This is a genomic window from Microbacterium sp. USTB-Y (assembly GCF_023703415.1).
Taxonomy (GTDB): Bacteria; Actinomycetota; Actinomycetes; order Actinomycetales; family Microbacteriaceae; genus Microbacterium.
Window position 1 is genome coordinate 22238 of the sequence record NZ_JAGMTU010000008.1, and the last position, 25778, is coordinate 48015.

The 25778-nt window shown below is 71.1% G+C and carries 23 protein-coding genes and 1 tRNA gene; 4 read left to right on the top strand and 20 right to left on the bottom strand.

What is annotated here, in order from left to right; all coding sequences use genetic code 11:
- Window positions 1–113: 113 nt before the first annotated feature.
- The 5 genes from J8G10_RS17130 to J8G10_RS17150 all read right to left on the bottom strand — a co-directional run bounded on the left by J8G10_RS17130 (window position 114) and on the right by J8G10_RS17150 (window position 6640).
- A complete protein-coding gene (locus J8G10_RS17130; RefSeq protein ID WP_251447803.1) occupies window positions 114–3527 on the bottom strand; it encodes an immune inhibitor A domain-containing protein in 3414 nt (1137 codons plus the stop codon).
- Window positions 3528–3765: 238 nt separating this feature from the next.
- A complete protein-coding gene (locus tag J8G10_RS17135; RefSeq protein WP_251447806.1) occupies window positions 3766–4266 on the bottom strand; it encodes a hypothetical protein in 501 nt (166 codons plus the stop codon).
- A 168-nt stretch (window positions 4267–4434) separates the two neighbouring features.
- The gene (locus J8G10_RS17140; RefSeq protein ID WP_251447808.1) at window positions 4435–5283 is read right to left on the bottom strand and encodes a hypothetical protein; all 849 of its coding nucleotides are present in this window, start codon (window positions 5281–5283) and stop codon (window positions 4435–4437) included.
- A complete protein-coding gene (locus J8G10_RS17145; protein WP_251447811.1) occupies window positions 5273–6322 on the bottom strand; it encodes a hypothetical protein in 1050 nt (349 codons plus the stop codon). Before J8G10_RS17145 ends, J8G10_RS17140 begins: the two co-directional genes overlap by 11 nt.
- Before the next feature lie 227 nt (window positions 6323–6549).
- Window positions 6550–6640 (bottom strand) — tRNA-Ser (locus tag J8G10_RS17150).
- Between the two features lie 163 nt (window positions 6641–6803).
- Between J8G10_RS17150 and J8G10_RS17155 the strand changes: the two genes are divergently transcribed.
- Window positions 6804–7406, top strand: coding sequence for a hypothetical protein (locus tag J8G10_RS17155; RefSeq protein ID WP_251447814.1), 603 nt, complete (start codon window positions 6804–6806; stop codon window positions 7404–7406).
- A 13-nt stretch (window positions 7407–7419) separates the two neighbouring features.
- On the opposite strand, the gene J8G10_RS17160 is transcribed toward J8G10_RS17155, so the two are convergent.
- A complete protein-coding gene (locus tag J8G10_RS17160) occupies window positions 7420–8472 on the bottom strand; it encodes a hypothetical protein (protein ID WP_251447818.1) in 1053 nt (350 codons plus the stop codon).
- A gap of 121 nt (window positions 8473–8593) precedes the next feature.
- Between J8G10_RS17160 and J8G10_RS17165 the strand changes: the two genes are divergently transcribed.
- Window positions 8594–9370 (top strand): hypothetical protein, encoded by a 777-nt coding sequence (locus J8G10_RS17165; protein WP_251447821.1) that lies wholly within the window; start codon window positions 8594–8596, stop codon window positions 9368–9370.
- 268 nt (window positions 9371–9638) lie between these two features.
- Here the strand turns inward: J8G10_RS17165 and J8G10_RS17170 are convergent, their stop codons facing one another.
- Window positions 9639–10394, bottom strand: a complete 756-nt coding sequence (locus J8G10_RS17170) for a DeoR/GlpR family DNA-binding transcription regulator (protein ID WP_251447824.1) — start codon at window positions 10392–10394, stop codon at window positions 9639–9641.
- Window positions 10395–10441: 47 nt separating this feature from the next.
- Between J8G10_RS17170 and J8G10_RS17175 the strand changes: the two genes are divergently transcribed.
- A complete protein-coding gene (locus J8G10_RS17175; protein ID WP_251447827.1) occupies window positions 10442–10813 on the top strand; it encodes a DUF4406 domain-containing protein in 372 nt (123 codons plus the stop codon).
- A gap of 20 nt (window positions 10814–10833) precedes the next feature.
- On the opposite strand, the gene cydD is transcribed toward J8G10_RS17175, so the two are convergent.
- The 7 genes from cydD to glp all read right to left on the bottom strand — a co-directional run bounded on the left by cydD (window position 10834) and on the right by glp (window position 20189).
- Window positions 10834–14367, bottom strand: coding sequence for a thiol reductant ABC exporter subunit CydD (gene cydD / locus J8G10_RS17180; RefSeq protein WP_251447830.1), 3534 nt, complete (start codon window positions 14365–14367; stop codon window positions 10834–10836).
- A 346-nt stretch (window positions 14368–14713) separates the two neighbouring features.
- Window positions 14714–15739, bottom strand: a complete 1026-nt coding sequence (gene cydB / locus J8G10_RS17185; protein WP_251447833.1) for a cytochrome d ubiquinol oxidase subunit II — start codon at window positions 15737–15739, stop codon at window positions 14714–14716.
- A gap of 14 nt (window positions 15740–15753) precedes the next feature.
- The gene (locus tag J8G10_RS17190) at window positions 15754–17166 is read right to left on the bottom strand and encodes a cytochrome ubiquinol oxidase subunit I (protein WP_251447836.1); all 1413 of its coding nucleotides are present in this window, start codon (window positions 17164–17166) and stop codon (window positions 15754–15756) included.
- Window positions 17153–17878, bottom strand: a complete 726-nt coding sequence (locus J8G10_RS17195) for a metalloregulator ArsR/SmtB family transcription factor (protein WP_251447840.1) — start codon at window positions 17876–17878, stop codon at window positions 17153–17155. The genes J8G10_RS17190 and J8G10_RS17195 overlap by 14 nt, the downstream gene beginning before the upstream one ends.
- Before the next feature lie 132 nt (window positions 17879–18010).
- Complete coding sequence (locus tag J8G10_RS17200; protein WP_251447844.1) at window positions 18011–18280, bottom strand: DUF6457 domain-containing protein; 270 nt, start codon at window positions 18278–18280, stop codon at window positions 18011–18013.
- Window positions 18277–18951: a molybdenum cofactor guanylyltransferase gene (locus J8G10_RS17205; RefSeq protein ID WP_251447848.1), complete on the bottom strand. Its 675-nt coding sequence runs from the start codon at window positions 18949–18951 to the stop codon at window positions 18277–18279. The genes J8G10_RS17200 and J8G10_RS17205 overlap by 4 nt, the downstream gene beginning before the upstream one ends.
- Window positions 18952–18956: 5 nt before the next feature.
- Complete coding sequence (gene glp, locus J8G10_RS17210) at window positions 18957–20189, bottom strand: gephyrin-like molybdotransferase Glp (protein ID WP_251447851.1); 1233 nt, start codon at window positions 20187–20189, stop codon at window positions 18957–18959.
- A 188-nt stretch (window positions 20190–20377) separates the two neighbouring features.
- Here glp and radA point away from each other — a divergent pair, with 188 nt between their 5' ends.
- Window positions 20378–21745, top strand: coding sequence for a DNA repair protein RadA (radA, locus tag J8G10_RS17215; protein ID WP_251447854.1), 1368 nt, complete (start codon window positions 20378–20380; stop codon window positions 21743–21745).
- 22 nt (window positions 21746–21767) lie between these two features.
- On the opposite strand, the gene J8G10_RS17220 is transcribed toward radA, so the two are convergent.
- From J8G10_RS17220 to J8G10_RS17245, 6 genes are all read right to left on the bottom strand, one after another.
- Window positions 21768–22175 (bottom strand): dehydrogenase, encoded by a 408-nt coding sequence (locus J8G10_RS17220; RefSeq protein WP_251447857.1) that lies wholly within the window; start codon window positions 22173–22175, stop codon window positions 21768–21770.
- 279 nt (window positions 22176–22454) lie between these two features.
- Window positions 22455–23129 carry a hypothetical protein gene (locus J8G10_RS17225; protein WP_251447860.1) on the bottom strand — a complete coding sequence of 225 codons (675 nt, stop codon included), beginning with the start codon at window positions 23127–23129 and terminating at the stop codon, window positions 22455–22457.
- Between the two features lie 62 nt (window positions 23130–23191).
- Window positions 23192–23692 (bottom strand): amino-acid N-acetyltransferase, encoded by a 501-nt coding sequence (locus J8G10_RS17230; protein ID WP_251447863.1) that lies wholly within the window; start codon window positions 23690–23692, stop codon window positions 23192–23194.
- Between the two features lie 104 nt (window positions 23693–23796).
- Entirely contained in the window at window positions 23797–24186 is a 390-nt protein-coding gene (locus J8G10_RS17235) for a Rieske 2Fe-2S domain-containing protein (RefSeq protein WP_251447866.1), read from the bottom strand.
- Window positions 24183–24497, bottom strand: coding sequence for a hypothetical protein (locus J8G10_RS17240; RefSeq protein ID WP_251447869.1), 315 nt, complete (start codon window positions 24495–24497; stop codon window positions 24183–24185). Before J8G10_RS17240 ends, J8G10_RS17235 begins: the two co-directional genes overlap by 4 nt.
- Window position 24498: 1 nt before the next feature.
- Window positions 24499–25764, bottom strand: coding sequence for an amidohydrolase family protein (locus tag J8G10_RS17245; protein ID WP_251447872.1), 1266 nt, complete (start codon window positions 25762–25764; stop codon window positions 24499–24501).
- Window positions 25765–25778 lie beyond the last annotated feature (14 nt).

Sequence of the window (25778 nt, forward strand, 5' to 3'; positions counted from 1 at the left end):
GGTGTCGCGGGCGTCTCCTCACGGGATCCTCACGGGCGTGCGGCATCCGGCGACGACGAAGCGCCGGCCCTCGCGGACGAGGACCGGCGCTCCGGGTGGCGTCGCGGGTTCGACTAGTTCTGCGACTCGGCCGCGCTGCCTCCGTCGAGACGACGGCGACGGCGCGCCATGACCATCAGCGCACCGGCGAGCAGCACGAGCAGACCGCCGACGATACCCGTCGTCAGCAGCGCGTCGCCGTTCAGACCGGTCGTCGCGAGCGCGCCGGACCCGTGCCCCTTGCCGCCGCCGTCGCCTCCGGTGACCGGCGGAGTCGGCGTCGGAGTCGGAGTGCCCGGCGTCGTGACCTCGGCGATGACGAAGGTGCTCGTCGCCGGGTCGCTGGAAAGGTCGCCCACGCTCTGCGCCGCGGAGATCGTGTGCGATCCGAGCGCGAAGCTGCCGGCGAGCGGCACCGTCCACGTGCCGTCGTCGCCCACGATCACCGGCTCCTCAGCCGTGACCGCGGCATCCGCCGCCTTGTCCTTCGCCGCGGCGGGAGCCGCGGCCTTGGCCTCGGCGGCGGCTGCGCCGTCGACCGTCACCTCGACGACGGCTCCCGGCACACCCGTGCCGCTGACCGCGGTCGGCGCCGTGTCGAGCTTCGCGCCGTCCGCGGGCGAGGTGATCGCCGGAGCGGCCGGCTTCGACGGGGCGTCGGAGAGCGGCGCGCGCACCGTGAGCAGAGCCGCCGTGTTCTTCTGCAGCGCCTTCTTCACGGTGACCACGGTGCCGTAGCCGACGCCGGAGTCGGCGGGGTTGCCGGTGCCGAGGGTGGTGAACTCCAGGTCGGTGCCGTACAGATCCGTCGCCGGAGTGCCGTCGGCGTTGACCACGCGCGTGGTGTACGCCGCGTCGTCGACCGAGGGCACGACGACCGACGCGTCGCGCAGACGGTTGTACAGCTGGCCGTCACGGTACTCCAGGCCGGCGACCCAGCCCTGGTCGTCGGTGAAGCTGCTCACCGGCGGCTGGGCGGCGATGTCGGTGCATGCCTCGGTGAAGTCCTTGTCCACCATGCAGTCCTTGAACGGCAGGGTCGGCGTGAGACCGAAGGCGGCATTCGACGACTGCGCACGGCTGGAGATGTTCTTCATCAGCGACGGATCCAGCGCGGCTTCCGCCCCGGTGCGACGCAGCGGGTCGAAGTGGCTGTCGACGAGCAGGAGCCCGCCCTTGGCCCCGTAGCTGGGCAGGTTGGTCAGATACGACGTGATCTGGTTCGACGAGCCGTAGGCCGCGTCGCGGTACCAGACCAGCGCACCCGGCGCGTTGTACGGAACCTTCTCGACCTTCCAGCCCTCGTCGCTGTAGACCGTGGTGTAGCCGTACTTCAGGCCCTCGTCGAAGCCGTCGAAGTTGCGCCACTCGACCATGTAGAACTGCTTCTTGGTCTGAATGCCGGTGTCGCGGGTCCAGCCGGCCCCCGTGGTGTCCGTGAAGGTGCCGGCAGTCGCCGCCCAGCCGTTGTCGCCCGACTCCACGTCGTCGGTCCACACGTCGGATCCGCCCGCACTGAGGGCGAAGTCGTCGGAGAACCAGCCGCGCTCCTCGAAGGCCGCGTCGGTGGCCTGGCGCAGACGCACCTGGATGTTCTGGCCCGCGTACGAGGACAGATCGATGTGGTCGTGGCGCCAGCCGCCCGAGGATCCGGTCAGACCGTACTTCTTGTTGCCGAAGTCCTTCATCCGGCCGTTCGGGTCGCTGTAGCCGTCGTCGGTCGACACGAGCTTGTCGCTGTCGTCGTAGACCTTCTGCTCGGTCCACGTGGTGCCGCCATCGGTCGAGACCTCGACGAAGCCGAAGTCCCAGTCCTCCTCGATCACGTAGTTGTTCCACATCGAGAAGGTCGCACCGGCCGGCACGTTGTCGATCGTGCGGCTCAGGGTCGCGTCGGCCCAGTCCTGGTCGGCGTTCGAGTACCACATCTCGGCGCCGCTGTGCGGCGTGGCGAGCGTCTTCACCTTGTCCGGCAGGTTGATCTTGATGCCGTCCTCGGTGCCGTTCGCAGGCCGGGACGCCTGTCCCACCTTGATCGTCTTCGTGCCGTCACCGGGGTTGATCTCGAGCGGGTCCACCCAGCCGAGCACCCACTTGTCCCAGATGCCCATGTGCGTCGGCATCGACTGGAAGATCGGTCCGGAGTGCGATCCGGAGCTCATCAGATCCCAGAAGTCGACGTCGGAGTCCCCCGCGTTGGAGGTGTCGTACAGGTCGGGCAGGCCGAGGTCGTGACCGTACTCGTGGGCGAACACGCCGACGCCGGAGTTCTCCGGCTGCACGATGTAGTTCTGGATCTTGAAGTCGGTGCCCGGGATCGTGGCGCCGCCCGCGACGTCGGACGAGTGCGCCCAGATCGCGTAGGTGCCCTCCTTGCCGCCGCCGCCCGACTTGTCCTCACCGGCGTGCACGAGCACGACGTGGTCGATGATGCCGTCCGGCTCGTGCACGTTGCCGTCGCCGTCGCGGTCGCCCTGGTCCTCGATGTCGTAGTCCGCCCACGGGAACGAGGGGTCGGACTGCGCGAGCGCCGCCACCGCGTCGATGGGGAGCTGGCCGGGGCCGAGGGGGTTGTCCGGGTGACCCTGCATGTCCTGCATCGGGCCCGCGACGTACTCTCCCGTGTCGGGATCCTTGTGGCAGACCGTGGCGCCGTAGTACGCCTCGGAGTGCGGCACCTTCACCCACGCGGTCGCCTCGCCGGTGAGCGAGTACGCACCGCGGGACATCTCCTCGTACATCTTCTTCATCGTGTGGCCCGAGATGTCGAAGCCGGGCTTGCCGTCCAGGCCGGTCAGGTCGGTGCGGACGCGCTCCGTGATGCCCTCGTCGGAGAACAGCATCTTGTTGTAGAAGTCGCTGGAGAAGTCGGGCACCCACATGCTGTTGTTGTCCTTGTGGGCGGCGTCGGCCGGGTTCGCGATGTTGTTGTGCAGCGTCGGACCCTGCACGTCACCGGGCTGGCACGTCGTCTCGCCGAACGCGGTCGGAACCTGCAGGTCGGAGAAGTCCTCGGTGCCGTCGAACTCGACGAGGATCGTGAGCAGCTTCGCCTGCTGCGTGCTGTCGGCGTGCTTGAGGTTCTTGGGGCTCTCGCCGCTCTGCACCGCCTCCGCCTCGGTCTTCGCCAGCTGCTCGGCCGCCACGGGGTTGCCCTGGGCGTGCTTCTCGTCGTTCTCCTTCGCCCGTTCGAAGGCGGCGTCGCTGACGCCCTTGCGCGCACTGGCGTTGCCGTTCAGGTCGGCGACCGGCTGGTCGTCCGCCCCGTCGAGGATCGCGTCTGCACGCGGCGCCACGTAGTTGATGTAGTGATCGCTGGCGACTCCCGTGGTCGCCGCGGCGGTCGGCTGGACGTCGGGCGCCGAGACGCTCGGCGCCGCGGCGGTCGCGGGCACGGCGCCGAAGGTCGCCACCCCGGCTGCGGCGAGCACGAACGCCGATGTCGTCGCCGCGACACGTCGTCGTGCGCGGACGCTCTTCTCTGACATTGCTTCTCCCTCCAGGCGTCGCCGCGGAGGTTCCCGCGACGGCGCGGATGTCATGCACCGATCAGGCGCACAAGAATCAGGCTTACCGTGAAAGTCCTATGCAAGGGAACAGAATCGCCTGAAGAAGTGAAAAAGTTCCTCCCCGGGGAGCGACGCGCCGAGACACGAAGAAGCGCCACCAGGAACGGATCCTGGTGGCGCTTCTCGCTGCGGTCGGATGACCGCTCAGCGGCGGCGATCAGCCCTTGTTGCAGACGTCCTGCAGTTTCTTGCCCTGCTCGGAGAGCTTGGCGCTGGCGTCCTGAGCCTTGGTCGACATCTCCTGGAGCTTGGTCTGCGCCTCGGTGATCTTGTCCATGGCGGCCGGGTCGGTCGCGTCGATGTTCTTCATGTCGGGGATCTCGAAGCCGTCGAAGACCTTGACGAAGCCCTTGAACTCGGCGGTGAAGGCGTCGAGCGGCTTCTTCACGGTCTCGTTGGTGATCTTCTTGCCGGCCTCGTCGAGACCCTTCTCGACGGGGGCGAAGATGCCCGCGAAGTCGACCTTCTCACCCGTGGTGGCCTTCTGCATGGCGCCGTTGAGGTCGCTCGAGATGCTCGAGGTGGCCTTGGTCATCTCCGTGTTCGCGATCTTGCACGCGTCGGCGACGCTCTGCCCGCCCGAGCAGGCGGTCATCGTGGCGGCGAGGGCGATGGCAGCGGCGGCGCCGCCGATCCGGGTCAGGGTTGCCTTGTTCATGTGAGCTCTCCGGTCTCTGCATAGCGGTGGCTGCCGATCCGAGAGGGTGCGACAGCCATGGTTGCCTCCTACCCTATTCCGAGCAGATGCATAGGTTCGGACGGTTGCGCCGGATCCGGCGGGATCGTGATGCCACTGAGATGTCAATGACTGCCAGCGAGAACCCGACTACGACGACGCGCTGTCGAGCTCGTCCAAGAACGATCGTGCGCCTTCTGCGCCATCGACCCGCAATTGATCTTCGGGGGTTGGGTCGCCCGTGCGGATCATCGTCGATGCGAACACCCCCGCCCATACTCCCTTCGGGTCGAGGTAGCGCTCCATGACAAGCCGAATCTCCGCGGGGTCCGATGAATCCTCCGTTGCGGCAAGTTGGCGGGCAACGGCGCGAGCAGCCCCTCGTGGGCCACCGTCGTTGTAGAGCGCCACGTACATGAGGTCGTACTTGTCCTTCGGGAGCATCCGTGATTGCGCTGCCGCCGCCTTGGCGAGGAGATAGCCACCGAGATTCGCGAAACGAAGAGTCACGGTCGCGGGCACTTCGGGCGTGTCTGCGCGCACCGCTGCAGACACCGTGAGTTCGCGCTCCACCGGGGCGTGGAGTGCTGCGGCAGGTCCGGCGATTTTGCTCGCTTGCGCGCGATCCGAGCCGGGCAGGGGGACAGTGTCCCCGGTGTGGTCCCAGACGTCGCAGAGGAACTCCAGGCGCACTCTCGCGTTCCCCAGCGTTGCATCCCAGCGCCACCCGTTGGTCGATGTGAACCCGCCCGCTTCGAGCGCGGTATCCACCCACGAGAAGTCCGAGGAGTCTGTGACGTTGTCGAGTCCGAGAGCGAACAGCAGGTCGATGTCGGTCGTCCCCTGGTGAGGGACCGGTGCACTGGTTGCCAGGAAATCAGGGTTGAGCCCACCGATCACGACGTAGTCTCGCGCATGCTCGCCAGCGAGCAGCGCGAACCGAACAAGAGCATCCTCTGCACGGGCGCGAGTTTCACGGTTGCGAACCTCAGAATCCAATGGCGACTTCTCTCAAGTACTCCGCTGCATCGACTGAACGCCCTCGCTCGCGCAGAAGATCCCCGTACACACGGACAGGAGACGCGACACGAAGCCCATCCTCTTCGTTGACGAGCCCGAAGAGGTACTCGTCCGCGGTGAACGCTCGCACCCGTCCGCCACGCTCCACTTCGCGCACATCGTCCTTGCTCGTCAATCTTCGACGCACCTCCGTGAGGTCGTTGAACGACACGAGCATGTCGACGACGGGAACGGTTGTGAGGTGCGGCGCGATGCGTTCGGCGGCCGCAGCGCCGGTCATCGCCCAGTTCAGCCCGTCAAGGGAAGAGGCCAGCACTGGGAAGGTCTGATCATGATCACGCCATGGAACATGGAACTCCGCGGCTGGCACCACGTTCGCGAGAGCGTAGTATCCCGCCCAGTCGCTCAGCATGCGCCCGGGGTCGCGCAGCTCACGCATTGCGGTGCTTCCCCGCTCCGCCCCCGTCTTCGCTGTGTAACCCTGCTCATCGAACTGCCGAAGGATACGCGCCGCATGGGCGACGGAGACCTCGGCAGCCTCCGCGATCGCGCCAACCCGCTCGATCGATTCAAGCGCTCGATCACTTTGTTGCACTCTCCATGTCAGGAGAGTCTCCGCGACAGCCTGCGCCGCCCCGGACCAAGTGAACAGTCGTCCGGCATCGACCGGCACGGGGTCAAGTCGCGTGAGGTACAGTTCCCCGGGAATGACGATCCGCGCACGCCCGCTCGCATCCACCCACGAGAACTGCGATTCGCCGAGAAGCTCCCGCGCTCCCGAGCTCATGCGACGAGCTGCGATGACGGGGAGGCCGCCGACCCCAGTGAGTGCGTGGGCGACATCGTTGCGGGCACGACGAATGTCCGCGGGGAGGCCTTCACCCACCCAGATCGGCTGAAGCGTCCAGGAGTTCGGCCCCAATGAGATCTGGACCGTGTCCTGGTGGACTTGGACGTGGAACTCGGGCGGGAGGACGCGCAGCAACGCCGCCACCGCCGGGTTTTCTCGCAATGCCATGCTTAAATCATATCCAGATATTTGTTCAGTATTCTCAATTTTGGTTTGTAAAACCATTTCAGGAGAAAACGATTCTCCCGCTGCGGCGTCTCAAGCATCGGCGAAGACCCTCCAGTCTGAGACGCGAGTTCCAGTCGCCCCCTCGCCAGTCGGCCCCACGACATTGATCGGACATGACGAAGGCCCCGACTTCCCAGTGTTTTCTAGGAGAGTCGGGGCCTTCGTGGTGGCGGTGACGGTGGGATTTGAACCCACGGTAGGGGGTTACCCTACACAACTTTTCGAGAGTTGCACCTTCGGCCGCTCGGACACGTCACCGCGGACAAGCTTACGCGACGGCGGGATCCAGCGCGAATCGAGCGGCGCCCGACACTCCGGCGCCCCCGCTCCGGGCCGGTGGGCGGCCGTCCGCCGCGTCGAGGTTCCGGGCCAGCGTCCCGCGCTTCTAGAGTGAACGGGACCGTCCGCCGAAGGGATCCGCATGGACCGCAAGACCGTCAACGCCGAGCTGCGCAGGCAGTTCGTCCCCCTGCTCACCGGGGCCGGCTTCCTCTGGAAGAGCGATGTCGGGCGGCGGATTCTCGCCGGTCCGGTCATCCATGTCGTGGAGGTGCAGCACCGCCCCCGTGCCGCGGTGTTCCAGGTGAACCTGGGCGCGCACCTGCCCGCCCTCGGCGACGTGGCGGGCGGCGAGTCCCCCGCCGACGACGCCCTGCGCGAGTACGAGTGCGCCTGGCGCGGATCCGTCGTCTCCGGCTTCCGCAACGCCTCCGACGCCGAGTTCGCCTACGGGGGCACCGCGGAGGAGGCGGCGGAGTCGGTCGCGTTCCTGGCCTCCGAGTGGCAGCGCCAGTCGGAGCGGTTCTTCGGCCCGCTCACCGCGTATCCCGACGGCTTCCACGCGACCGCCCGCGGCGCGCTGGAGAAGGACCTGCATCCGGCGCACCTGCTGACCTGGGCCCGGGTCGCGCTGCTGCTCGAGGACTCCGCGCTCGCGGAGGCGCTGGCGACGCAGGCGCTCCCCCGCGTCCCCGAGCGCGCGACGTCGCTGCGCGACGAGCTGCAGCGGATCCTGACCCGCTGACCCCGGCCGAGGGTCACCAGGCTTCGGCGACCTCGGCGTGGGTGTTGAGGATTCCCTCCGTGGATCCGGCGGGGGCGCGTCCGATGCCGCACTCGGTCGCGACGCCGAACTCCGCGGCGTGCGGGGCGGCGGCGTCGATGCGGCGACGGGCGCCTTCCGCGCCGTCCTCCCGGTGCACGAGGCCCAGGTAGAGCTCCGTGCCCTCACCCAGCGCGAGTGCGTCCAGCGGCGAGAAGTACGCGTCGTCGTCGCGCTCGATCGGCACCGGGAGGTGCAGCCAGGTGAGCGGACGATGCGCGGCCGTGATGACGGCGTTCGCGAAGCGGACGAGGTTCGCCGCATCCGCGGGCTCGGCGAAGTGCTTCTCCGCGGCGTCGCCGTAGCAGAGGTGCACTCCGACCTCGACGCCTGCGGGCACCGCGTCGATGAGCTCGGCCAGGCGCTCGACGAGACCGTCGAACGGGTCGCCCGGCCACCAGGCCTCCATGATCCTCCCGTAGCCGGCGGCGCGCTCGATGATGCCCATCTCGCTGGCGACGTCCCACTGGATCGCCAGGTCGTCCTGCGGGATCGCGGTGAGGATCCCGTCGAGTTCGCGCCGGATCGCCGCGGTGTAGACCGGCTCGATCGCGGCACGGTCATCGCCGGAGAAGAACGACGAGATCACCGCGAGCGGCGTGGGCAGCGACACCTGGAAGCGCACGCCCTCGGCGATCGCCCCCTCGGCGCGCAGCCGCCGGAACGTGGCGTAGGACTCGATCGCCGCGCTCGCATACCCCAGCGGCGGAAGCACGATCGAGGAGGCGTCCACGCCCTCGCCGATCCGTAGCGGGCGGGCGTCGAGGCCCGCACCGAACGGGATCCGCTCCGCGCCGACGCGTTCGATCCCCTCGGCCCCGCCGAGCACGTCCGGCTGGAACATGATCCAGTGGAACCGGATCCCGACCTCGCCGTCGGGGATCCGTCGCAGTCGCGGGCCGAGCAGTCCGGCGGCGGTGCGCATCGTGGTCTCGGCGTCGTCGTAGTTCACGCTGCCGACCAGCAGCGCTCCTCGAGGGGTGGTCATGCCTGAAAGCGTAGGCGCGTCCGGGCATCGGGTTTTGCACGGTCTCGCTCCGCGCAGCGGCGGCACCGGAGAGTTAGGATGCCCTAAGAAGACCTCGGGATCCGGATCGGAGGACGCCGCCATGTCGCACATCCACTCGCCCGCGCTCGCGAAGACGGGCTTCGTCGTCCTCGACCGGCACGACCAGGCCTCGGATCCCGAGGAATGGCTCGACCTCGCCTACGTGCCCTGGCGCTCCTCCGGCGTCACCCGGTTCGCCCCGCTCACCAGCTACTCCGGCGAGCCCGACTGCAACGGGTTCTGGAACCACACCCCGCCCCGCACCGACAAGGACGGCGTCTGGGTCGAATCCCAGACGGCGCTCGCCCCGACGCTGGTGCGCCGCGCCCGCGAAGCCGGAGCGAACGTCGGCCGCTGCCGGGTGGTCGAGCTGCAGCCGAACACCTACGCCGACGCGATCTACAACCTGCACCAGGACGACAACAACCGCCTCAACCCCGACGGCACCGGCTGGGTCGTGCGCGGCTTCTACAACCTCACCGACGACCCCGACTCGCTGCTGATCCTGCGCGAGGACCGGTTCGATCCAGCGACCGAGGTGCGCCTGCCGCTGCCGGCGGGATCGAGGGTGGTCGTCGACACCCAGCGCTTCTGGCATGCCGTCTGGCATCGCGGCGCGACCCCGCGCTACGCGCTTATCACCTCGTGGACCTCGGGTCCCGAGCTCGACGCGCACCTCGCCGCGGAGCACGCGCGCGCGGACGTCGAGTCCGTGCCGCTGGATCCTGCGCTCATCGCCGACGCCCAGCAGGAGCTGCATCGCCGCATCGAGGAGCGCCGCCGCGCCTTCGAGGCGCTCGGCGAGGTGCTGGAGCCCACCGAGCCGCTCTGGCCCTGACGCCGGTCGGCGATGGCCGGCGCGCACAATTCAGGCTGGAACCCGTGGCGCGGCGACCACCGTGCCGTGTTCCCGCCGATGTTCCCATCGGGCAGAGGATCCAGCCTGAGTTGTGCCCGGGGGCTGCACGCCTTCGACGACCGCCGGGGCGGGATAGCACCCGCGGAACCGCACCCGCGGGCGGGACGGCACCCGCGGGACGGGGCACGCGAGACGGCACCCGCAGGACGGCGCCCGCGGAGCCGCATCGGCGGCGGCGCCGCGGGCGTCAGCCCGCGGCGATCAGCCGGATCCCCGCCTCCTCGAGCTCCTGGAGGGTCGGATCCGCGGGATCCGCGTCGGTGACGATCGCGGTCACCTCGTCGAGCCCGAGCACCGCGTAGCGCGACGCCGCGCCGACCTTCTCCTCGCTCGCGAGCACGTAGGTCTCCGCCGCCCGGGACGCCAGAGTGCGCTTCATCGCCGCTTCCTCGGGGTCGCCGGTGGTCAGCCCCGCGGTCGGATGCACGCCGGTGACCCCGAGGAAGAAGAGGTCGGCGCTGATCCGCTGCGCGGCCTCGACGGCGGCCGCTCCAGAAGCGACGGCGGAGTGCTTGAACAGCCGGCCGCCGATGAGGAACACGTCGGCGGCGTGACCCAGCAGCGCGGCGGCGATCGTGGGGCTGTGCGTGATGATCGTGCACGGCAGCGCGGTCGGGATCGCGCCGACCATCGCGAGGGTCGTCGTGCCGCCGTCGAGGATCACCGTCGCCCCCGGCTCGATGAGGGCCGCCGCGGCGGCCGCCACGCGTGCCTTGCTGTCCGGCGCCACCGCCGCGCGGCGGCCGTAGTCGACGACGGCGGGCGACGCGGGGAGCGCCCCGCCGTACACGCGCACCGCGAGACCCGCTGCATCGAGCTCGCGCAGGTCGCGGCGGATGCTGTCCTCCGACAGCCCCAGTTCGGCGGCGATGTCCTTCGCGACGAGACGGCCGTCCCGGTGCAGCCGATCCAGCAGAAGCTCCTTGCGTGCCGCAGCCAGCATTCCGACTCCTTCATGTTTGTGTACGTTTCTGCTGTATTGTACCCGACATGACGAAACCGCTCATGATCCTCATCGCCGGCCCCTACGCCTCGGGCACCGACGGCGACCCCGCGCTGATGGCGCAGAACCTGACCCGGCTCGAGGAGGCCGCCTGGCCGATCTTCCAGGCCGGCCACATCCCGATGATCGGCGAATGGGTCGCGCTGCCCGTGCTCTCCAGCGCCGGCGCGGCCGGGCCCGGCGACCCGCTCGCCGCCGAGGTGATGTACCCGACCGCCGAGCGTCTCCTCCAGCACTGCGATGGAGTGCTGCGCCTGCCCGGCGAATCCCGCGGGGCGGATCAGGACGTCGCGATCGCCGAGCGGCGCGGGATCCCGGTGTACCGCCGCCTCGACGAGGTACCGGGCGTCGCGGCCTGACGTCTCGGGGCGCCGCCCGCTCAGGCCTCGACGGCCTGGATCCGCCCGGCGTCGAGCCGGAGGGTCCGGTCGATCGCGCCGGCGGGCGGCGCCACGTGCGACACCAGGATGACGGTGCGCCCGTCGGCCGCCTCGAGCAGATCGCGGAGCAGCGCATCCGAGGCATCCGGATCCACCCCCGCGGTCGGCTCGTCCAGTACGAGCACGCCGAAGCCGCGCAGGAGCACCCGGGCGAGCGCGATGCGCTGCGCCTGACCTCCCGACACCAGGGCGCCCCGCTCCCCCACCCGCGCCCCGAGACCGCCGCGCTCCTCGACCCAGGCACCCAGCCCGACCCGATCGAGCACGGCGCACAGTTCCTCGTCTGAGGCCGTCTCCTTCGCGAACAGGAGGTTCTGCCGGATGTCCTCGTCGAAGAGCATCGGATCCTGCTCGCACAGCCCGATGCGGCGGCGCAGCTCCGGCCCCGGCACCGCGGCCGCGTCGCCCTCGCCGATGCGGTACGACCCGTCGAAGCGCAGGAAGCCGACGAGCACCGCGGCGAGCGTGGACTTCCCCGCCCCGCTGGACCCCGTGACGAGGATCCGCTCGCCCGGCGCCGCATCCAGATCGATCCCGCCCAGCGCGGGACCCGCCGCACCGGGCCACCTCGCGGTCACCCCGCGAAGGCGCAGCGCCCCGTCGCCGATGCTTCCCTCGCCCTCGTCGCCGCGCACCTCGGCCGGCACGACGGTGGGCAGGACGGAATGGATCCGCTCCGCACCGGCCCGCACCCCGCGCCAGGCCGAGGCCGCCTGCGGCACCGCGGAGAACACGTCGAACACGGCCATCGGCAGCAGCACGGCCACCGCGAACCAGGGCGCATCGGCCGCGCCGCCCCCCTGCCCCGGGGCTGCCACGGCGAGCGCCCAGAGGGACGCCGCCCCCGCCGCGAGCGACACCACCGCCGAGGAGAGCGCCTGCGCGACCGCGACACGGGTCGTCGTGCGCCGGAGCGCGTCGTCGGCGCCGCGGATCCGCTCGCGCGCGACCGGCTCCGCACCGTAGGCCCGCAGCACGTCGAACGCGGTGAACTCGTCGACGAGGGCGCCGGCCAGCTCGGCGCGGTCGCGGCTGAGCGCGCGCTCGGCGCGCGCTCCGGCGATGCCGCCGAGCAGGATCGCGCCCGCGATGGCGACGAGGAGGCAGACGGCGAGCGCGAGCGCGGCCGCCGGCGCGATCAGTGCCAGCACGCCGATCGACAGCACCGCCACGACGCCGCCGGTGAGCAGGGGCTGCACGACGCGCAGGGGCAGGTTCTGCAGGTTCTCCACGTCGTCGACGAGGGCGGCGAGCACCGAACCGCGATCGGTGGATCCGAGGCCCGCCGGCGCCAGCGGCGTGAGGCGGCGCACCACCGCGGCGCGCAGGTCGGCGAGGCGGCCCAGGGCGGCGTCGTGACCGGCGAGGCGCTCCAGATACCGGGTCACCGCGCGCGTCACGGCGAAGAAGCGCACTCCGACGATCGCGAGCGACAGCGGCACGAGGTTGTCGACGATCGAGGCGCTCACGACGAGCCAGCCGCTCACGAGCAGCAGGCCGACGGCGGCCGCGGCCGAGACGATCCCGGCGAGGATCGCGGGCAGGAACCGTCGCATCCGGGGCATCGCGAGGCGGAGGATCCCGCCGACGGAGGCCGGGAGGTCGGGGACCGGCTCCCCGGGCCCGTCGAGTGCGGGGGACCCGGCGGACCCGGGGGACGCGGAGGATTCGGCGCCCTCGACCGGGCGCGGCGTTTCGTCTCGGTCGTCCGCTGCGCGGCCGTCCTCGCTCAACGACCCCGACAGCGCACCCCCGGCGCGGGCTTCCTCGCTCAACGACCCCGACAGCGCACCCCCGGCGCGGGCTTCCTCGCTCAACGACCCCGACAGCGGGTCCGCATCGCCGATCCGCACCACCTGGTCGGCGATCGCGCGGGCCGACGGCCGGTGCGACACCAGCAGCACCGTCGCGCCGGCATCGGCCGCGCGCCGCACCGCCCGCCAGAGCCGCGCCTCGGTCGTCGCGTCCAGCGCGCTGGACGGCTCGTCCAGGGCGAGCACGCGCGCACCGGATCCGAGGCGGTAGAACGCGCGCGCCACGGCGACGCGCTGCGCCTGCCCTCCGGACAGGCCCGCGCCCTGCACGCCGAGCTGCTGCGCCGGGTCCAGGTCGGCGGCCGCCGCATCCGCCAGGGCCGCACGCACCCGATCCGCGTCCGGAGCGGGGTCGCCGAGGGCGACGTTCGCGGCGATCGTGCCGCGGATCAGGCCCGGGCGCTGGCCGGCCCAGGCGAGCCAGGTCGCCGGATCCGGATCCGGCTCACCCTCGACGCGGATGACCCCGTCGTACGGCGCCGCCCCCCGGAGCGCGGCGAACAGGCTGGACTTGCCGGATCCGCTGCGGCCTTCGAGCAGCGTGACCGTGCCGGCCGCGGCCGTGAACGTCACCGGCGGGAGCATCCGCTCGCCGTACCGCACGCCGACGTCGCGGAAGACGACGCGGGTTCCGCGAGGCGATTCCGCATCCTCCGAAGGCGATGCCGGGGGCGTCGCGCCTGGCGAGGCGCCTCGCACGGCGGCGGTGCCGGCCGAAGCATCCTCCAGGATCTCGAAGACGTCCTCGGTGGCGGCCACGCCCTCTGCGGCGGCGTGGAACTGCACGCCCACCTGGCGCAGCGGCAGGAACGCCTCGGGCGCCAGCAGCAGCACGAACAGCCCGACGCCGAGACTCAGCTCGCCGCCCAGCAGACGCAGCCCCACCGAGACCGCGATGATCGCGACGGCGAGCGACGACAGCAGCTCGAGCGCGAAGCCGGAGAGGAACGAGTACCGCAACACCCGCATGGTCTCCCGGCGGTACTGGTCGGCGGTCTCGCGCATCCGGGCGGCGGCGCGGCGCTCCCGGCCGAAGAGGCGCAGCGTCGCGAGGCCCTGCACCGTGTCGGCGAAGCGCGCCGCGAGCGTCTGCAGCACCTGCAGCTGCCTGCGCTGCACGCCGCGGGTCGCGATGCCGATGAGGATGAGGAACAGCGGGATCAACGGCAGCGTCACGAGGGCCGCGACGCCGCTCGGCCAGTCCTGCATCCACATCACGACGACGATCACCGGGGTCGCGATCGCGGTGAGCACGAGCTGCGGGACGTACCGGGAGAAGTACGGATCCAGGGCGTCGAGGCCGTGCCCCGCGGTGACCGCGAGTGCGGACGTGTTGCGGGCGCTCAGCCACGCCGGTCCGCGTCGCGCGATCGCGTCGAGCAGGGCCGCCCGCAGCTCGCGACCGGTCTGCGCCGCGGCCTTCGCCCCCCACGCCTCCGAGGTCCACAGCAGCGCCGCGCGCACGGCCACCACGAGGGCGAGCCAGGGCACCACGGCGAGCGGGGAGCGCCCGGCGGCGACGGCGGCGATCCCCGCGGCGAGCAGCCCGGCGAACGCGATCGTGACCGCGGTCTGCACGATCGCGATCACCGCCGACACCACGAGGTAGGTCCTTGCGGCGGGCGCCCACCGCAGCAGCCGCGGATCGATCGGCTTCATCGGGCGCCTCGGGGGCGTCGAGCGAGCGCCGAGCGCAGCGAGGAGCGAGACGAGACGCGGTTCCTCGCGGATCGCCGCGTTTCGTCTCGGTCGCGCTGCGCGCGTCCTCGCTCAACGACCCCGGAAAGAGCATCGCGCTGCGCGCGTCCTCGCTCAACGACCCCGGAAAGACGGTCGCGCTGCGCGCATCCTCGCTCAACGACCCCGGCAAGAGGGTCGCGCTGCGCGCGTCCTCGCCCGACGCCCCCGGCAAGAGAGCCGCCCTGCGCGCGTCCTCGCCCGACGACCCCGGAAAGAGGGTCGCGCGACGCGCCTGGTCGACCGACCTCGGAGCGAACCGTCCCCATCATGCGTGCGCGGGGGCGGCCTCGATCGTCGAGCGGCGCACGCGCTTGCGGAACACCCAGTACGTCCACGCCTGGTACGCCAGCACCAGCGGCATCGCCACCAGCGCCGTCCAGCTCATGATCTGCAGGGTGTACGGCGTGCTCGACGCGTTCTGGATCGTCAGCGAGTTCGTGGGATCGATCGTGGAGGGCAGCACGTTCGGGAACAGCGCCGAGAACAGCATGAGCACGGCCGCGAGGATCGTGACGACCCCGGCGGCGAACGCCCAGCCGTCGCGCCCGCGCAGCGAGAACACCACCGACACGATGAGGAACACCGCGGCCACGGCGCCGAGCGCGATCACGGCCCAGAGCAGCGACGGCCGGCCGGCGGCGATCACGATCGTCCACACCACCGTCGCGGCGGCGACGAGGATCGTCGGCAGCGCAGCACGACGCGCCACCCGGCGGGCGCGCTCGTGCACCGCGCCGTCGGTCTTCAGCGCCACGAAGTACAGCCCGTGCAGGAAGAACAGCAGCAGCGTGGTGACGCCGACGAGCAGACCGTACGGGTTCAGCAGATCGAACACGGATCCGCGGAAGACGTGCCGCTCATCCAGCGCGACGCCCTGCACGATGTTGCCGAACGCGACGCCCCAGAGCAGTGCGGGCACGGCGGATCCGATCACGATCATGGTGTCGAAGCGGCGCTTCCAGCGCGGATCCTCGCGCTGGTGCCGGTACTCGAACGACACCCCGCGCAGGATGAGCGCGAGCAGGATCAACAGCAGCGGCAGGTAGAAGCCGCTGAACAGCGAGGCGTACCACTCCGGGAACGACGCGAACAGGCAGGCGCCCGCGACGATCACCCAGGTCTCGTTGAGGTCCCACACCGGGCCGATGGTGTTGATCACCTGGCGGCGCGAGACGTCGTCCTTGCCGAGGAAGGGCAGCGACATGCCCACCCCGAAGTCGAAGCCGTCGAGCACGAAGTAGCCCACGAAGAACAGGGCGACGATCCAGAACCAGAGCGTTGCGAGATCCATGTCCGTCTCCTTCCTCAGTACACGACCGACGGGACAGGGGCGTCCTCGTCGTGCTTCTCGGTGATGTCGGGCCCCTTCTTCGCGGCGCGGACGATGAGCCCGATCTCGACGACGGCGAGTGCCGCGTAGATCGCGGTGAAGGAGATGAGCGAGATGAGCACCTCGACGCCGCTCACTCCCGGCGAGACGCCGTTCTGGGTCGTCATCAGGCTGAACACGATCCAGGGCTGCCGCCCCATCTCCGTGAAGACCCAGCCGACGATGTTGGCGCCCAGCGAGAGCGGGAACGACCAGATCGCGAGCTTCCACATCCACGGCGCGGGCTGGCGCTTGGCGTTCTTGCGCGTGATCCACAGCCCGACCAGGGCGATGAAGGCGTGCAGCATGCCGAGGCCGATCATCCAGCGGAACGCCCAGTAGGTGATCCACAGCACCGGGGTGAAGTCGGTGAGACCGGTCGAGGCGAACTGGTGCGCGTACTGCGCGTTGAGATCGTTGATGCCCTCCACGCAGCCGTTCAGATCGTGCGTCGACAGGAAGGCGAGGAGGTACGGCACCCGCAGCGACCAGATCTCCCCGGTGCCGTCGGGCGTCCCGATCGAGAACAGCGAGAACGAGGCGTCCGCGCCGCAGCTCGAGTTGAACATCGCCTCGGCGGCGGCCATCTTCATCGGCTGGGTGCTCACCATCGCGAGGCCCAGCTGATCGCCCGTGAGCACCACGCCGGCCGTCGCGACGAGGATCCCCCACAGGCCGAACTTCAGGGACTTCCGCATGGTCGCCACATGCTGGCCGCGGGACAGATGCCAGGCCGAGACAGAGATCACGACGCCGGTCGCGAGCATGAACGCGCCGAAGATCGTGTGCGGGAACGCGGCCAGCGCGACCTTGTTGGTCAGCAGTGCCCAGAAGTCGGTGAGCTCGGCACGGTTCGTCGCCGCGTTGTACGTGTAGCCGACCGGGTTCTGCATGAATGCGTTCGCGGCGATGATGAAGTACGCCGACAGGATCGTGCCGATGGCGACGCCCCAGATGGTGGCGAGGTGCACCTTCTTCGGCAGCTTGTCCCAGCCGAAGATCCACAGTCCGATGAACGTCGCCTCGAGGAAGAACGCGAGCAGTCCCTCGAACGCGAGCGGCGCGCCGAACACGTCGCCGACGAAGCGCGAGTAGTCCGACCAGTTCATGCCGAACTGGAACTCCTGCACGATGCCGGTCACGACGCCCATGGCGAAGTTGATGAGGAAGATCTTCGAGAAGAACCGCGTCAGGTGCAGGTACTCGATCTTGCCGGTGCGCACCCACACCGTCTGGAAGATCGCGGTGACCGTGGCCATGCCGATCGTGAGCGGCACGAACAGGTAGTGGTAGACGGTCGTCAGCCCGAACTGCCATCGGGACAGGACGAGCGGATCAAGCCAATCCATGCGCGACGCCTCCTGCGTTCACGGATCCGGGGACGGATCCTCTTTCCTGCGCGGATCCCGATCCGACCGGGGATCCGATGCTCTCGTCGGCGAAGGGACGATCCCCGTGGCCGAGCTCGACGGTGCACTCCTCCGGCCGGGCGGCCGAGCGCACGCAGCGGGCGACGAGCGGGCCGCCGGCCTGGGCCAGCACCCCCTGCATGAGACCGAGGTGCACCTGGCAGAGCACCGGGCGGTGCTCGGGCCGGGCGGCGGCGTGCGGACAGGGGGTGAGCTCGACGGTGAGCCGGTCCTCGTCGACGACGGGCTCGAAGCCGCTCTCCTCGAGGTGCTCGACGAGCGCGTCGAGCTGGTAGGTCGCGCGCCGGCCCAGTCCGGAGGGATCGGTCTGCAGCACCCGGCGCAGCAGGTCTCCCCGTCGGGCGGCGTCGTCGGCCTTCTGCTTGGCGACCGGACTCGACGCCTCGGGCGCCCCCGTCGCGGCGCTGTAGAGCACGCGCGGACGCCCTCGGGTCGTGCGGTGCTCCGTCGCCGGCACGACGTAGCCGCCCTCGATCAGCCGCTGCAGGTGCTCGCGCACGGTGTTCGGGTGCAGCGCGGTGGCCTCGCACAGCTCGCCGATCGTGCGGTGCGGACGAGCCTGCACGAGATGCAGGATCCGCACGCGCGAATAGCTGGAGATCGGCCCGCAGACGGGCCCGGCGCTGGCCATGGCTCCATACTCGCACCGCGCGCCCACGCAGACCGCGACCCGGGCCGTGAATAATGCCCGATGCGATAGGAGGTTCGGATCACGACCATGCGGATCGCGGATCCCTCCGGTCGCGCTCTAGGCCACCCCGGGTCAGGACCGATGGTCGAGTGCGAGCGCGGAGATCGCGGCGACCACGGCGCGCACGTCGCCGGGGCTCCCGCCGGCGCGCCCCGCGACGAGGCCGGCCACGAAGGCGCTGAACGGGGCCGCGGGCCGGGCGACGCCGTTCGCGACGTCGCGGGCGAGGTCGAGGATCAGCGCGATCGGCAGGTCCTCCTCGGCGAGGTTGAACCGCTCGCGCAGTTCCGCCGCCCAGGCGTCGAGGGCCTCCGGGGGCAGCGTGCGATCGTTCGCGGTCATCGGGACTCCTCTGGTCGTTCGGCCCCGGCGGCTTCGGCGCGAGCGCGCTCGAGGTCGTCCGGGGTGTCGATGTCGGCAGTGATCCCATCCTCGTCCGGGATCCACCGGATCGGAAGACCGCCCAGGAGAGCGCGGCAGGAGGCTCCGTCCGTCTCGCCGAGCGCGGCGAGGGCGGCGCGCACGGCCGCCGTGCGGTACCGGCCGGCGAGCCACTGCGGCCGCCCCGCTGCGTCGAAGACGAGGGCCTCGGCATCGCCACCCGGGGCGGTCCGGGCTGCGGCGGGATCCGCCTCCCGCAGCCGGGCGATGACCGCCTCGGGGTGCGCGAGGTCTCCGGCCAGGAGCAGGAACTCCCCCGTGTCGTCGAGCACAGGATCCGACAGCGCCGCCGCGAGCGCGGCGACCGGGCCGCCGAACGGCGGATCCTCGCGCACCCAGGTCACGGCGGCGGGAGCGGGCCCGCCTCCGTCGGCCGGAGCCGGACCGACCGCGACGACCGGGGAGATCCCGTTCGCCGCGAGCGCGCCGAGCGTCCGGTCCCACGGCGTCGTGCCGCCGACCGCGAGCAGATGCTTGGCCGCGCCGCCCATCCGCCGGGCGCGGCCGCCGACGAGCACGACGGCGCCGACCGGCACCGGGGCCGTCGGGGAGTCGGAGTCCGCGGCCGCCATGGCGGTCAGTCCAGCTCCATCACGTCGACGAGGTCGCCGACCTGAACCTCCGCCACCTCGGCGGGCACCACGGCGTAGGCCCGCGCACCGGCGAGGCCGACCGTGAGATGCGAGCCGGATCCGCCCCGCGTCGCGGGAACGACCGTGTCGTCCACGATCACTGCGGGCAGGTACTGACGGCGGCCGCGCGGCGCGCGCCAGGCGGCGCCCGCGGGGATGCGCCGCACGGGGCGGAGGATCTCCGCTCGCCCCTGCATCCGCAGCAGCGCCGGGCGCACGAACGTCTCGAACGACACCGCGGCGCTGACCGGGTTCCCCGGCAGCCCGAACAGCAGCATGCCCTCGGCGATGACTCCGAACGCCTGCGGCTTGCCGGGCTGCATGGCGACGGCGACGAACTCCATCGCCTCGCCCATGCTCAGCCGCACGGCCTCGTACGCCCCGGCGCTCACCCCGCCGGAGAAGATCACCACGTCGGCCCCGAGCGTCGCGGCACGGGCCGCGGCCTCCGCGGGCCCGTCCCCGTCGTCGCCGACGACCTCGCGCAGCACGACCTCGGCTCCGGTCTCCGCCGCGAGCCCGGCGAGCAGGAGTCCGTTGGACTCGGGGATCTGCCCGCGCCGCAGCGGCGACCCCGGTGCGACCAGCTCGGATCCGGTCGACACGACGGCGACCCGCGGCCGGGGCGCGACCGGGACCTCGGCGATCCCGACCGACGCGAGTGCGGACAGCTGCCGCGGGCCGAGCAGCGTGCCGGCGGGCAGCACGACCGCCCCGGCCGCCGCGTCGCTCCCGGCCCGGCGCACGTGGGCTCCGGCCGCGGCCGGCGCCCGAAGCACCACGGCCGTGTTCAGAGAATCGGCGAGCCCGCCCTCCGTGTCCTCGAAGGGCACGATCGTGTCGGCCTCGGTGGGCAGCGCGGACCCCGTCATGATCCGCACGGCGCAGCCCGGCGCGAGAGGCGGGTCCTCGGGGCTCCCCGCCGGCAGATCCGCGGTCACCCGCAGGGTCACGGGGGCGTCCTCCGCGGCGCCCGCGACGTCGGCGAAGCGCACCGCGAAGCCGTCCATCGCGGAGTTGTCGAACGCCGGCACGGGGTTCCCGGCGATCGCGTCGACCGCGAGCGTGCGCCCGCCGGCCCGATCCAGCGGCAGCGTCTCCGCCGGGCGGGGGCGCACCGCCGCGAGCACCCGCTCCTGCTGCTCCTCGACCGTGCGGAAGGTGGTGCCGTCGCTCATGCGCGCTCCTCGTCGTGACCGAGTCCGTCGTGTGGTTCGAGGCTACCGGGCGGTCCGCCGGGCGTGCCGCAGCCGCGGGCCCCGGACACCGTCCCGCGCGGTGGGCCGGCCCCGGGCGCCGGCCCACCGCGCACCCGTGCACCGGCCCACCGCGCTCGCACGTCGGCGCCCCCGGCTAGCCTGAATCCATGGCATCCCGGAAACCCTCCGCCCCCGCGTACGTCTGCACCGAGTGCGGGTGGACGACCGCCAAGTGGGTGGGCCGGTGCGGCGAATGCCAGCAGTGGGGCACGGTCGCCGAGCAGGCGGCGCAGGCCGGGATCGTGCGCCGCGTCGAGGCGACGGCGCCCGCGGCCGGACGGCAGGCGCGCCCGATCACGTCGCTCACCTCGCAGGAGTCGCCGCGGCGTTCGAGCGGGGTCGCCGAGTTCGACCGGGTGCTGGGCGGCGGCATCGTCCCGGGCGCGGCGATCCTGCTGAGCGGGGAGCCGGGCGTCGGCAAGTCGACGCTGCTGCTCGAGGTCGCGGCCGCGGGCGCGCGTGCCGGCCGGCGCGTGCTGTACGCGAGCGGCGAGGAGTCGACCGCGCAGGTGCGGCTGCGCGCCGAGCGCACCGGAGCGCTGCACGACGAGCTCTACCTGGCCGCCGAGACCGATCTCGGCACGATCCTCGGGCACATCGACGAGGTCTCCCCGGAACTCGTGATCGTCGACTCCGTGCAGACGGTCGCGTCGGCGCTGTCCGACGGCGCCGCCGGGCAGCCCGCGCAGGTGCGGGAGGTGGCCGCGGCGCTCATCCGGGTGGCGAAGGAGCGGGATCTGCCCATCGTCATCGTCGGCCACGTCACCAAGGACGGCCAGGTCGCCGGGCCCCGGATCCTGGAGCACCTCGTCGACGTCGTCTGCCACTTCGAGGGCGACCGGCAGACGTCGCTACGCTTCATCCGGGCGCTCAAGAACCGCTTCGGGCCGACCGACGAGGTCGGCTGCTTCGAGATGACCGGATCCGGGATCGCCGAGGTGCCGGATCCGTCGAGCCTGTTCCTCTCCCGCGGACGCCCCGAACCGGGCACCTGCGTCGCGATCGCCCTGGAGGGGCGGCGCGCGATGCCGGTCGAGGTGCAGGCGCTGACCATCCCCACGCAGGCCCCCAACCCCCGTCGCGTGGTGAACGGGCTGGACTCGTCGCGCGTCGCCATGGTGCTCGCCGTGCTCGAGCGGCGGGCGGGCATCAAGACGAGCGACAAGGACGTCTACGTGTCGACCGTCGGCGGCGTGCGGTTCACCGAGCCGGCCGCCGACCTCGCGATCGCGATCGCGGTGGCCGGATCCCTCACGAACGACGCGGTGCCGCGCACGGTCGCGGCCGTGGGCGAATTGAGCCTGGCCGGCGAGGTCCGCGCGGTCACCCAGGCGTCGCAGCGCCGCTCCGAGGCCGCCCGGCTCGGCTATGCGCAGGTCGTCGACGACCGCTCGGCGACCCTGCGCGGCGCGCTCGGCGACGTCAGGGCGCACCGCGCACCGCGCCGCCTGGACGACGAGGTGCCCGCGTTCTGACGCACCGCGTCCGGATCCGGGTTCAGGCCTCCAGCGCGCGCAGCAGCTCTGCGGGCGGGGCCTGCATCGGATGCGGGCCGGCGATGTCGAGGAACACGGTGGTGATCACGTCGCGATGCGCGGCGAGGAACGACCGCAGCCATGCCGGGGAGTAGATGCCCACGCCGGGCGGGAGATTGGCCGGCTTGTGGGTCGCGTCGCTGAACAGCAGCAGCGCGACGTCGCCCGTGGACGGATCCCGGTAGGTCCACACCTCCCCGCCGTCGAGCGGGTTGTCCCTGGCGCCGGGCCGGATGAGCGGCACCACGGTGTTGCCGTTGCGCAGGGCGAGGGCGACCGCCGCCATGTCCTGCTTCTCGAGCGCCTGGGCGAGGGCCTCGGAACGGAAGTCCGAGGCGGCGGGCTTCTTCTTCGACTTCTTCGCGGCCATCGTTCCACCTTACGAGAGGACGACGAGTCCCGCGGAGGGAGAAGAGAGGAGGGCCCCTTCGTCAATCGCTTGGGGACAGATGACGGAGAGGCCCTCGTGCCTTCGAAGACGGACGACGATGCGCTGGGGACGCTGAGTTGTCGAAGCCACTGGGGATGGCGAACCCGTCAAGATCTCGAAGACTTCCTCTATGGTATCCCAAAGGAAGCGCGGGGGCGACCGTTTTCCACCAGATGCGCAGATTCGGGCACGCCCGCGCGCGTCGCGGGGGCGACAGCGTCAGTTCAGGAGGAACTGCACGGCGCCGGCGCTCTGGAATCCGCCGATCGCCACGGTGAGGCGGTAGGAGGCGCCGCCCCCTGGCGCGCGCTGACGGTCCGTCGCCTCGCAGGTGTCGACGCTCGAGCGCGTCCGGTCCCACACGACGGGCGTCGAGCTCGTGATCGTCGCCCCGGCCTTGATGGTCTGGATCGCATCGCTCGGGGTCTGCTGGCAGTCGGTGGAGCGCCACCAGGTGTCGTTGCCGCTCGTGATCGTGAACACCTGGGTCGTCGTGCCGACGTTCATCGTGCAGTCCTTGGCGCTGCTGTTCGTCAGTGAGATCGACAGCTGCGGGTTCTGGTCGGCCGCGTAGCTGTCGTGGTCGGTCACCGCCGTCACCTTCACCTCGGACGCGGTGCACGGCACCGGACCGGCGTCGGCGGTGCTGGTGGGCGCCGGCGTCGCATCGGCGGCCGGACTCGGATCGGCGGTGGGATCCGGCGCGGCCGACGGAGAGGCGGTCCGGGAGGCCGAGGTCGACGCACTCGGAGTCGAGCCGGGGGTCGGGCCGGATCCGGCCCGCGCCACGAGCGCCCAGACGAGCGCGATGAGCAGGGCGAGCACGACGATGACGACCCCGAGCACGACGATCCGACGGCGGCGATAGACGGCGGCGGACTGGCGAGGGGTCATGCTTCCAGGTTATGCGGCGCGCCCTGCGGGACCCTGGACGCCGCCCCGGATCGACGGCAGGGTCACAGCTGCTTGAGCATCCGGGTGTTGCCGAGCGTGTTCGGCTTCACGTGCGCGAGGTCGAGGAACTCGGCCACGCCCTCGTCGCCGCTGCGCAGGAGCTGGGTGTAGACGTCGGGATCCACGACCTGCTCCCCGATGGGCGAGAAGCCCCGGCGCTCGAAGAAGGGCACCTCGAAGGTCAGGCAGAACAGGCGGCTGAGGCCGAGGACCTTCGCGTGCGCCTCGAGCTGGTCGACGATGGCCCGGCCGACGCCGTGGTGCTTCCACTCCTCCTGCACGAGCAGGGTGCGCACCTCGCCGAGGTCCTCCCACATGACGTGCAGGGCGCCGCAGCCGATGAGCACGCCGTCGGCCTCCGCGACCACGAACTCCTGCACGGCGCCGTAGAGCACCGCGATGTCCTTGCCGAGCAGGATCCGTCGCTCCACGAGCGGCTCCAGCAGCGCGTAGATGCCCTGGACGTCACCGGCCCGCGCGGGCCGGACGAGATAGTCGCTCATCCCTCCAGCCTACGACCGCAGCCTCGTGCGGCCGAGGACGACGCGGCCCCGCCGCCCTGCTCTCGGGAGCGGGGCGGCGGGGCCGGAGGAGTCCGCGGGTCGCGTCAGACCGTGACGATCACATCGTCGGCGTCGACGCGGACCGGGATCGGACGCAGCCCGACGCGGTGATCCGCGGGGTGCTTGCCGGTGAGGATGTCGAACTCGAACCCGTGCCACGGGCACACGATGTTGCGGTCGGTGGGGTGGAACCCCGGTCCCCCGCTCTTGAGGCCGTCCTCGCCCCGCACGAGCTGCACGGTGCGCGGCATGGTCTTGCCCTGGCAGACCGGGCCGCCCTGGTGGGGGCAGACGTTGTACCAGGCCCGCACCTCGCCGGCGTAGAAGTAGAGGCCCAGCTCGGTGCCCTCGACGTCGACGACGATCCGCTCCCGCTCCTGCAGGTCGGCGAGGCTGGCGACCACGACGTCGCGGCGGACGACCTGCGCGCTCATTCGGCCCTCCGGTACCAGATCGCCATGTCGAAGAGGTTCACGTCGGCGGCGTCCAGGAGCGCCGTGACGAGCACGACGGTCTCGGTCGCGTTGAGCGCATCCTCGCGGATCGGCCACGCGATCTTGCCGACGCGGTCGGTCTTGGCCGAGAACAGCCGCGCGGCCGCGTAGAGCACGTCGGCGATCTGCTCGTCGGAGACCTCGGCGCCCAGCTCCGCCTCGCCGACGTGCTGCACGAGCTCGCCGAGGCGGGTGACGACGGCCGAGAGCTCGGCGATCTCGGGGGCGGTGGTGATGGTGTTCTCAGTCATGTCAGGAGATCCCGGGTCGTTCCTGGAGCACGTGCTCCGCGGAGGGCTTCTTGCGGTCGGTGGGGAGGTTGAACACGCGCGCGGCGTTCAGCCCGAGGATGTTGCGCTTGGCCTGCTCGGAGAGGAAGGGCAGGCGCGTGATGGTGGACGGCGCGTCCCAGTCCCAGTGCGGCCAGTCGGACGAGTAGAGCAGCTGGGTCTCGGCGTTGAACGACTTCATGGTCGCCTCGAGGAGCTCCATGTTCGTGCGCTCCATGGGCTGCGTGGTGTACCACATCTCCTTCATGTACTCGCTCGGCAGGCGCTTGAGCCCGGGGGCCTCGCTCGGCCGCATGAGGACCTCGTGGTCGAGGCGCTGCATGAGGAAGGGGATCCAGGCCAGGCCGCTCTCGACCCACACCATCTTGAGCTTCGGGAAGCGCTCCGGCATGGCGTTGATGATCCAGTTCGTGACGTGGATCTGGTTGTAGTGCGTGAACGAGAGCGCGTGCATCGAGAGGAACCGGTTCAGCTGCGCGAACGACGGATCCCCCCAGTGGTAGCCGGAGTGGAAGGCGAGCGGCTTGCCGCTGTCCTCGATGAGCTTGTACAGGCGCGTGTAGACGTCCGAGTGCACGGGGTTGTTGCGCGTCGAGCACACCGTGTAGCCGATGATGCCCTCGTTGTCGGCGTACTTCTCGACCAGCTCCTCGCACACCTCCGGGGTGTTGTAGGGCAGGTAGAGCATGCCCTTCAGGCGCGGGTTCGGCGGCAGGATCACCTCGGTGAGCCAGCGGTTGAACGCCCGGCCGAGGACGACCTCGACCTCGTCCTGCGGGTGCATGCCGAGCAGCAGCATCGCGCTGGGGAACACGACCTGGTAATCGAGGCCCATCGCGTCCATGCCGCGCCGGGCGGCGGTGACGAAGGGGTGCCCCTCCGTGCCCTCGACCGGCTCCTTGCGGCCCTGGTGCCCGATGCGGCCGCCGACGCTCTGGTGCGACATGCCGGGCTGGATGTTCAGGAGCGCGTTGTTGCCCGCGAAGCCGGCGTACTGGCTCATGCCCAGATCCCGCCACACGTCGTTGTCGATGAGGTCGAGCACCTCTCCCCAGAAGTGGTCCTCCGAGACGTGGGCGTCGATGTCGACGATGAAGTAGTCGTCGTAGTCGTCCCGCGCCTGCTTGGTCGCGTGGGAGAGCACGTCTCTCGTGTCCGAGCGGCCGCCGATCTCGGCGAGCTCGCGGATCCGCGGCGCGTCGGAGCGGGGGGTGGGCAGGTCACTCATGGGCATTCCTCTCG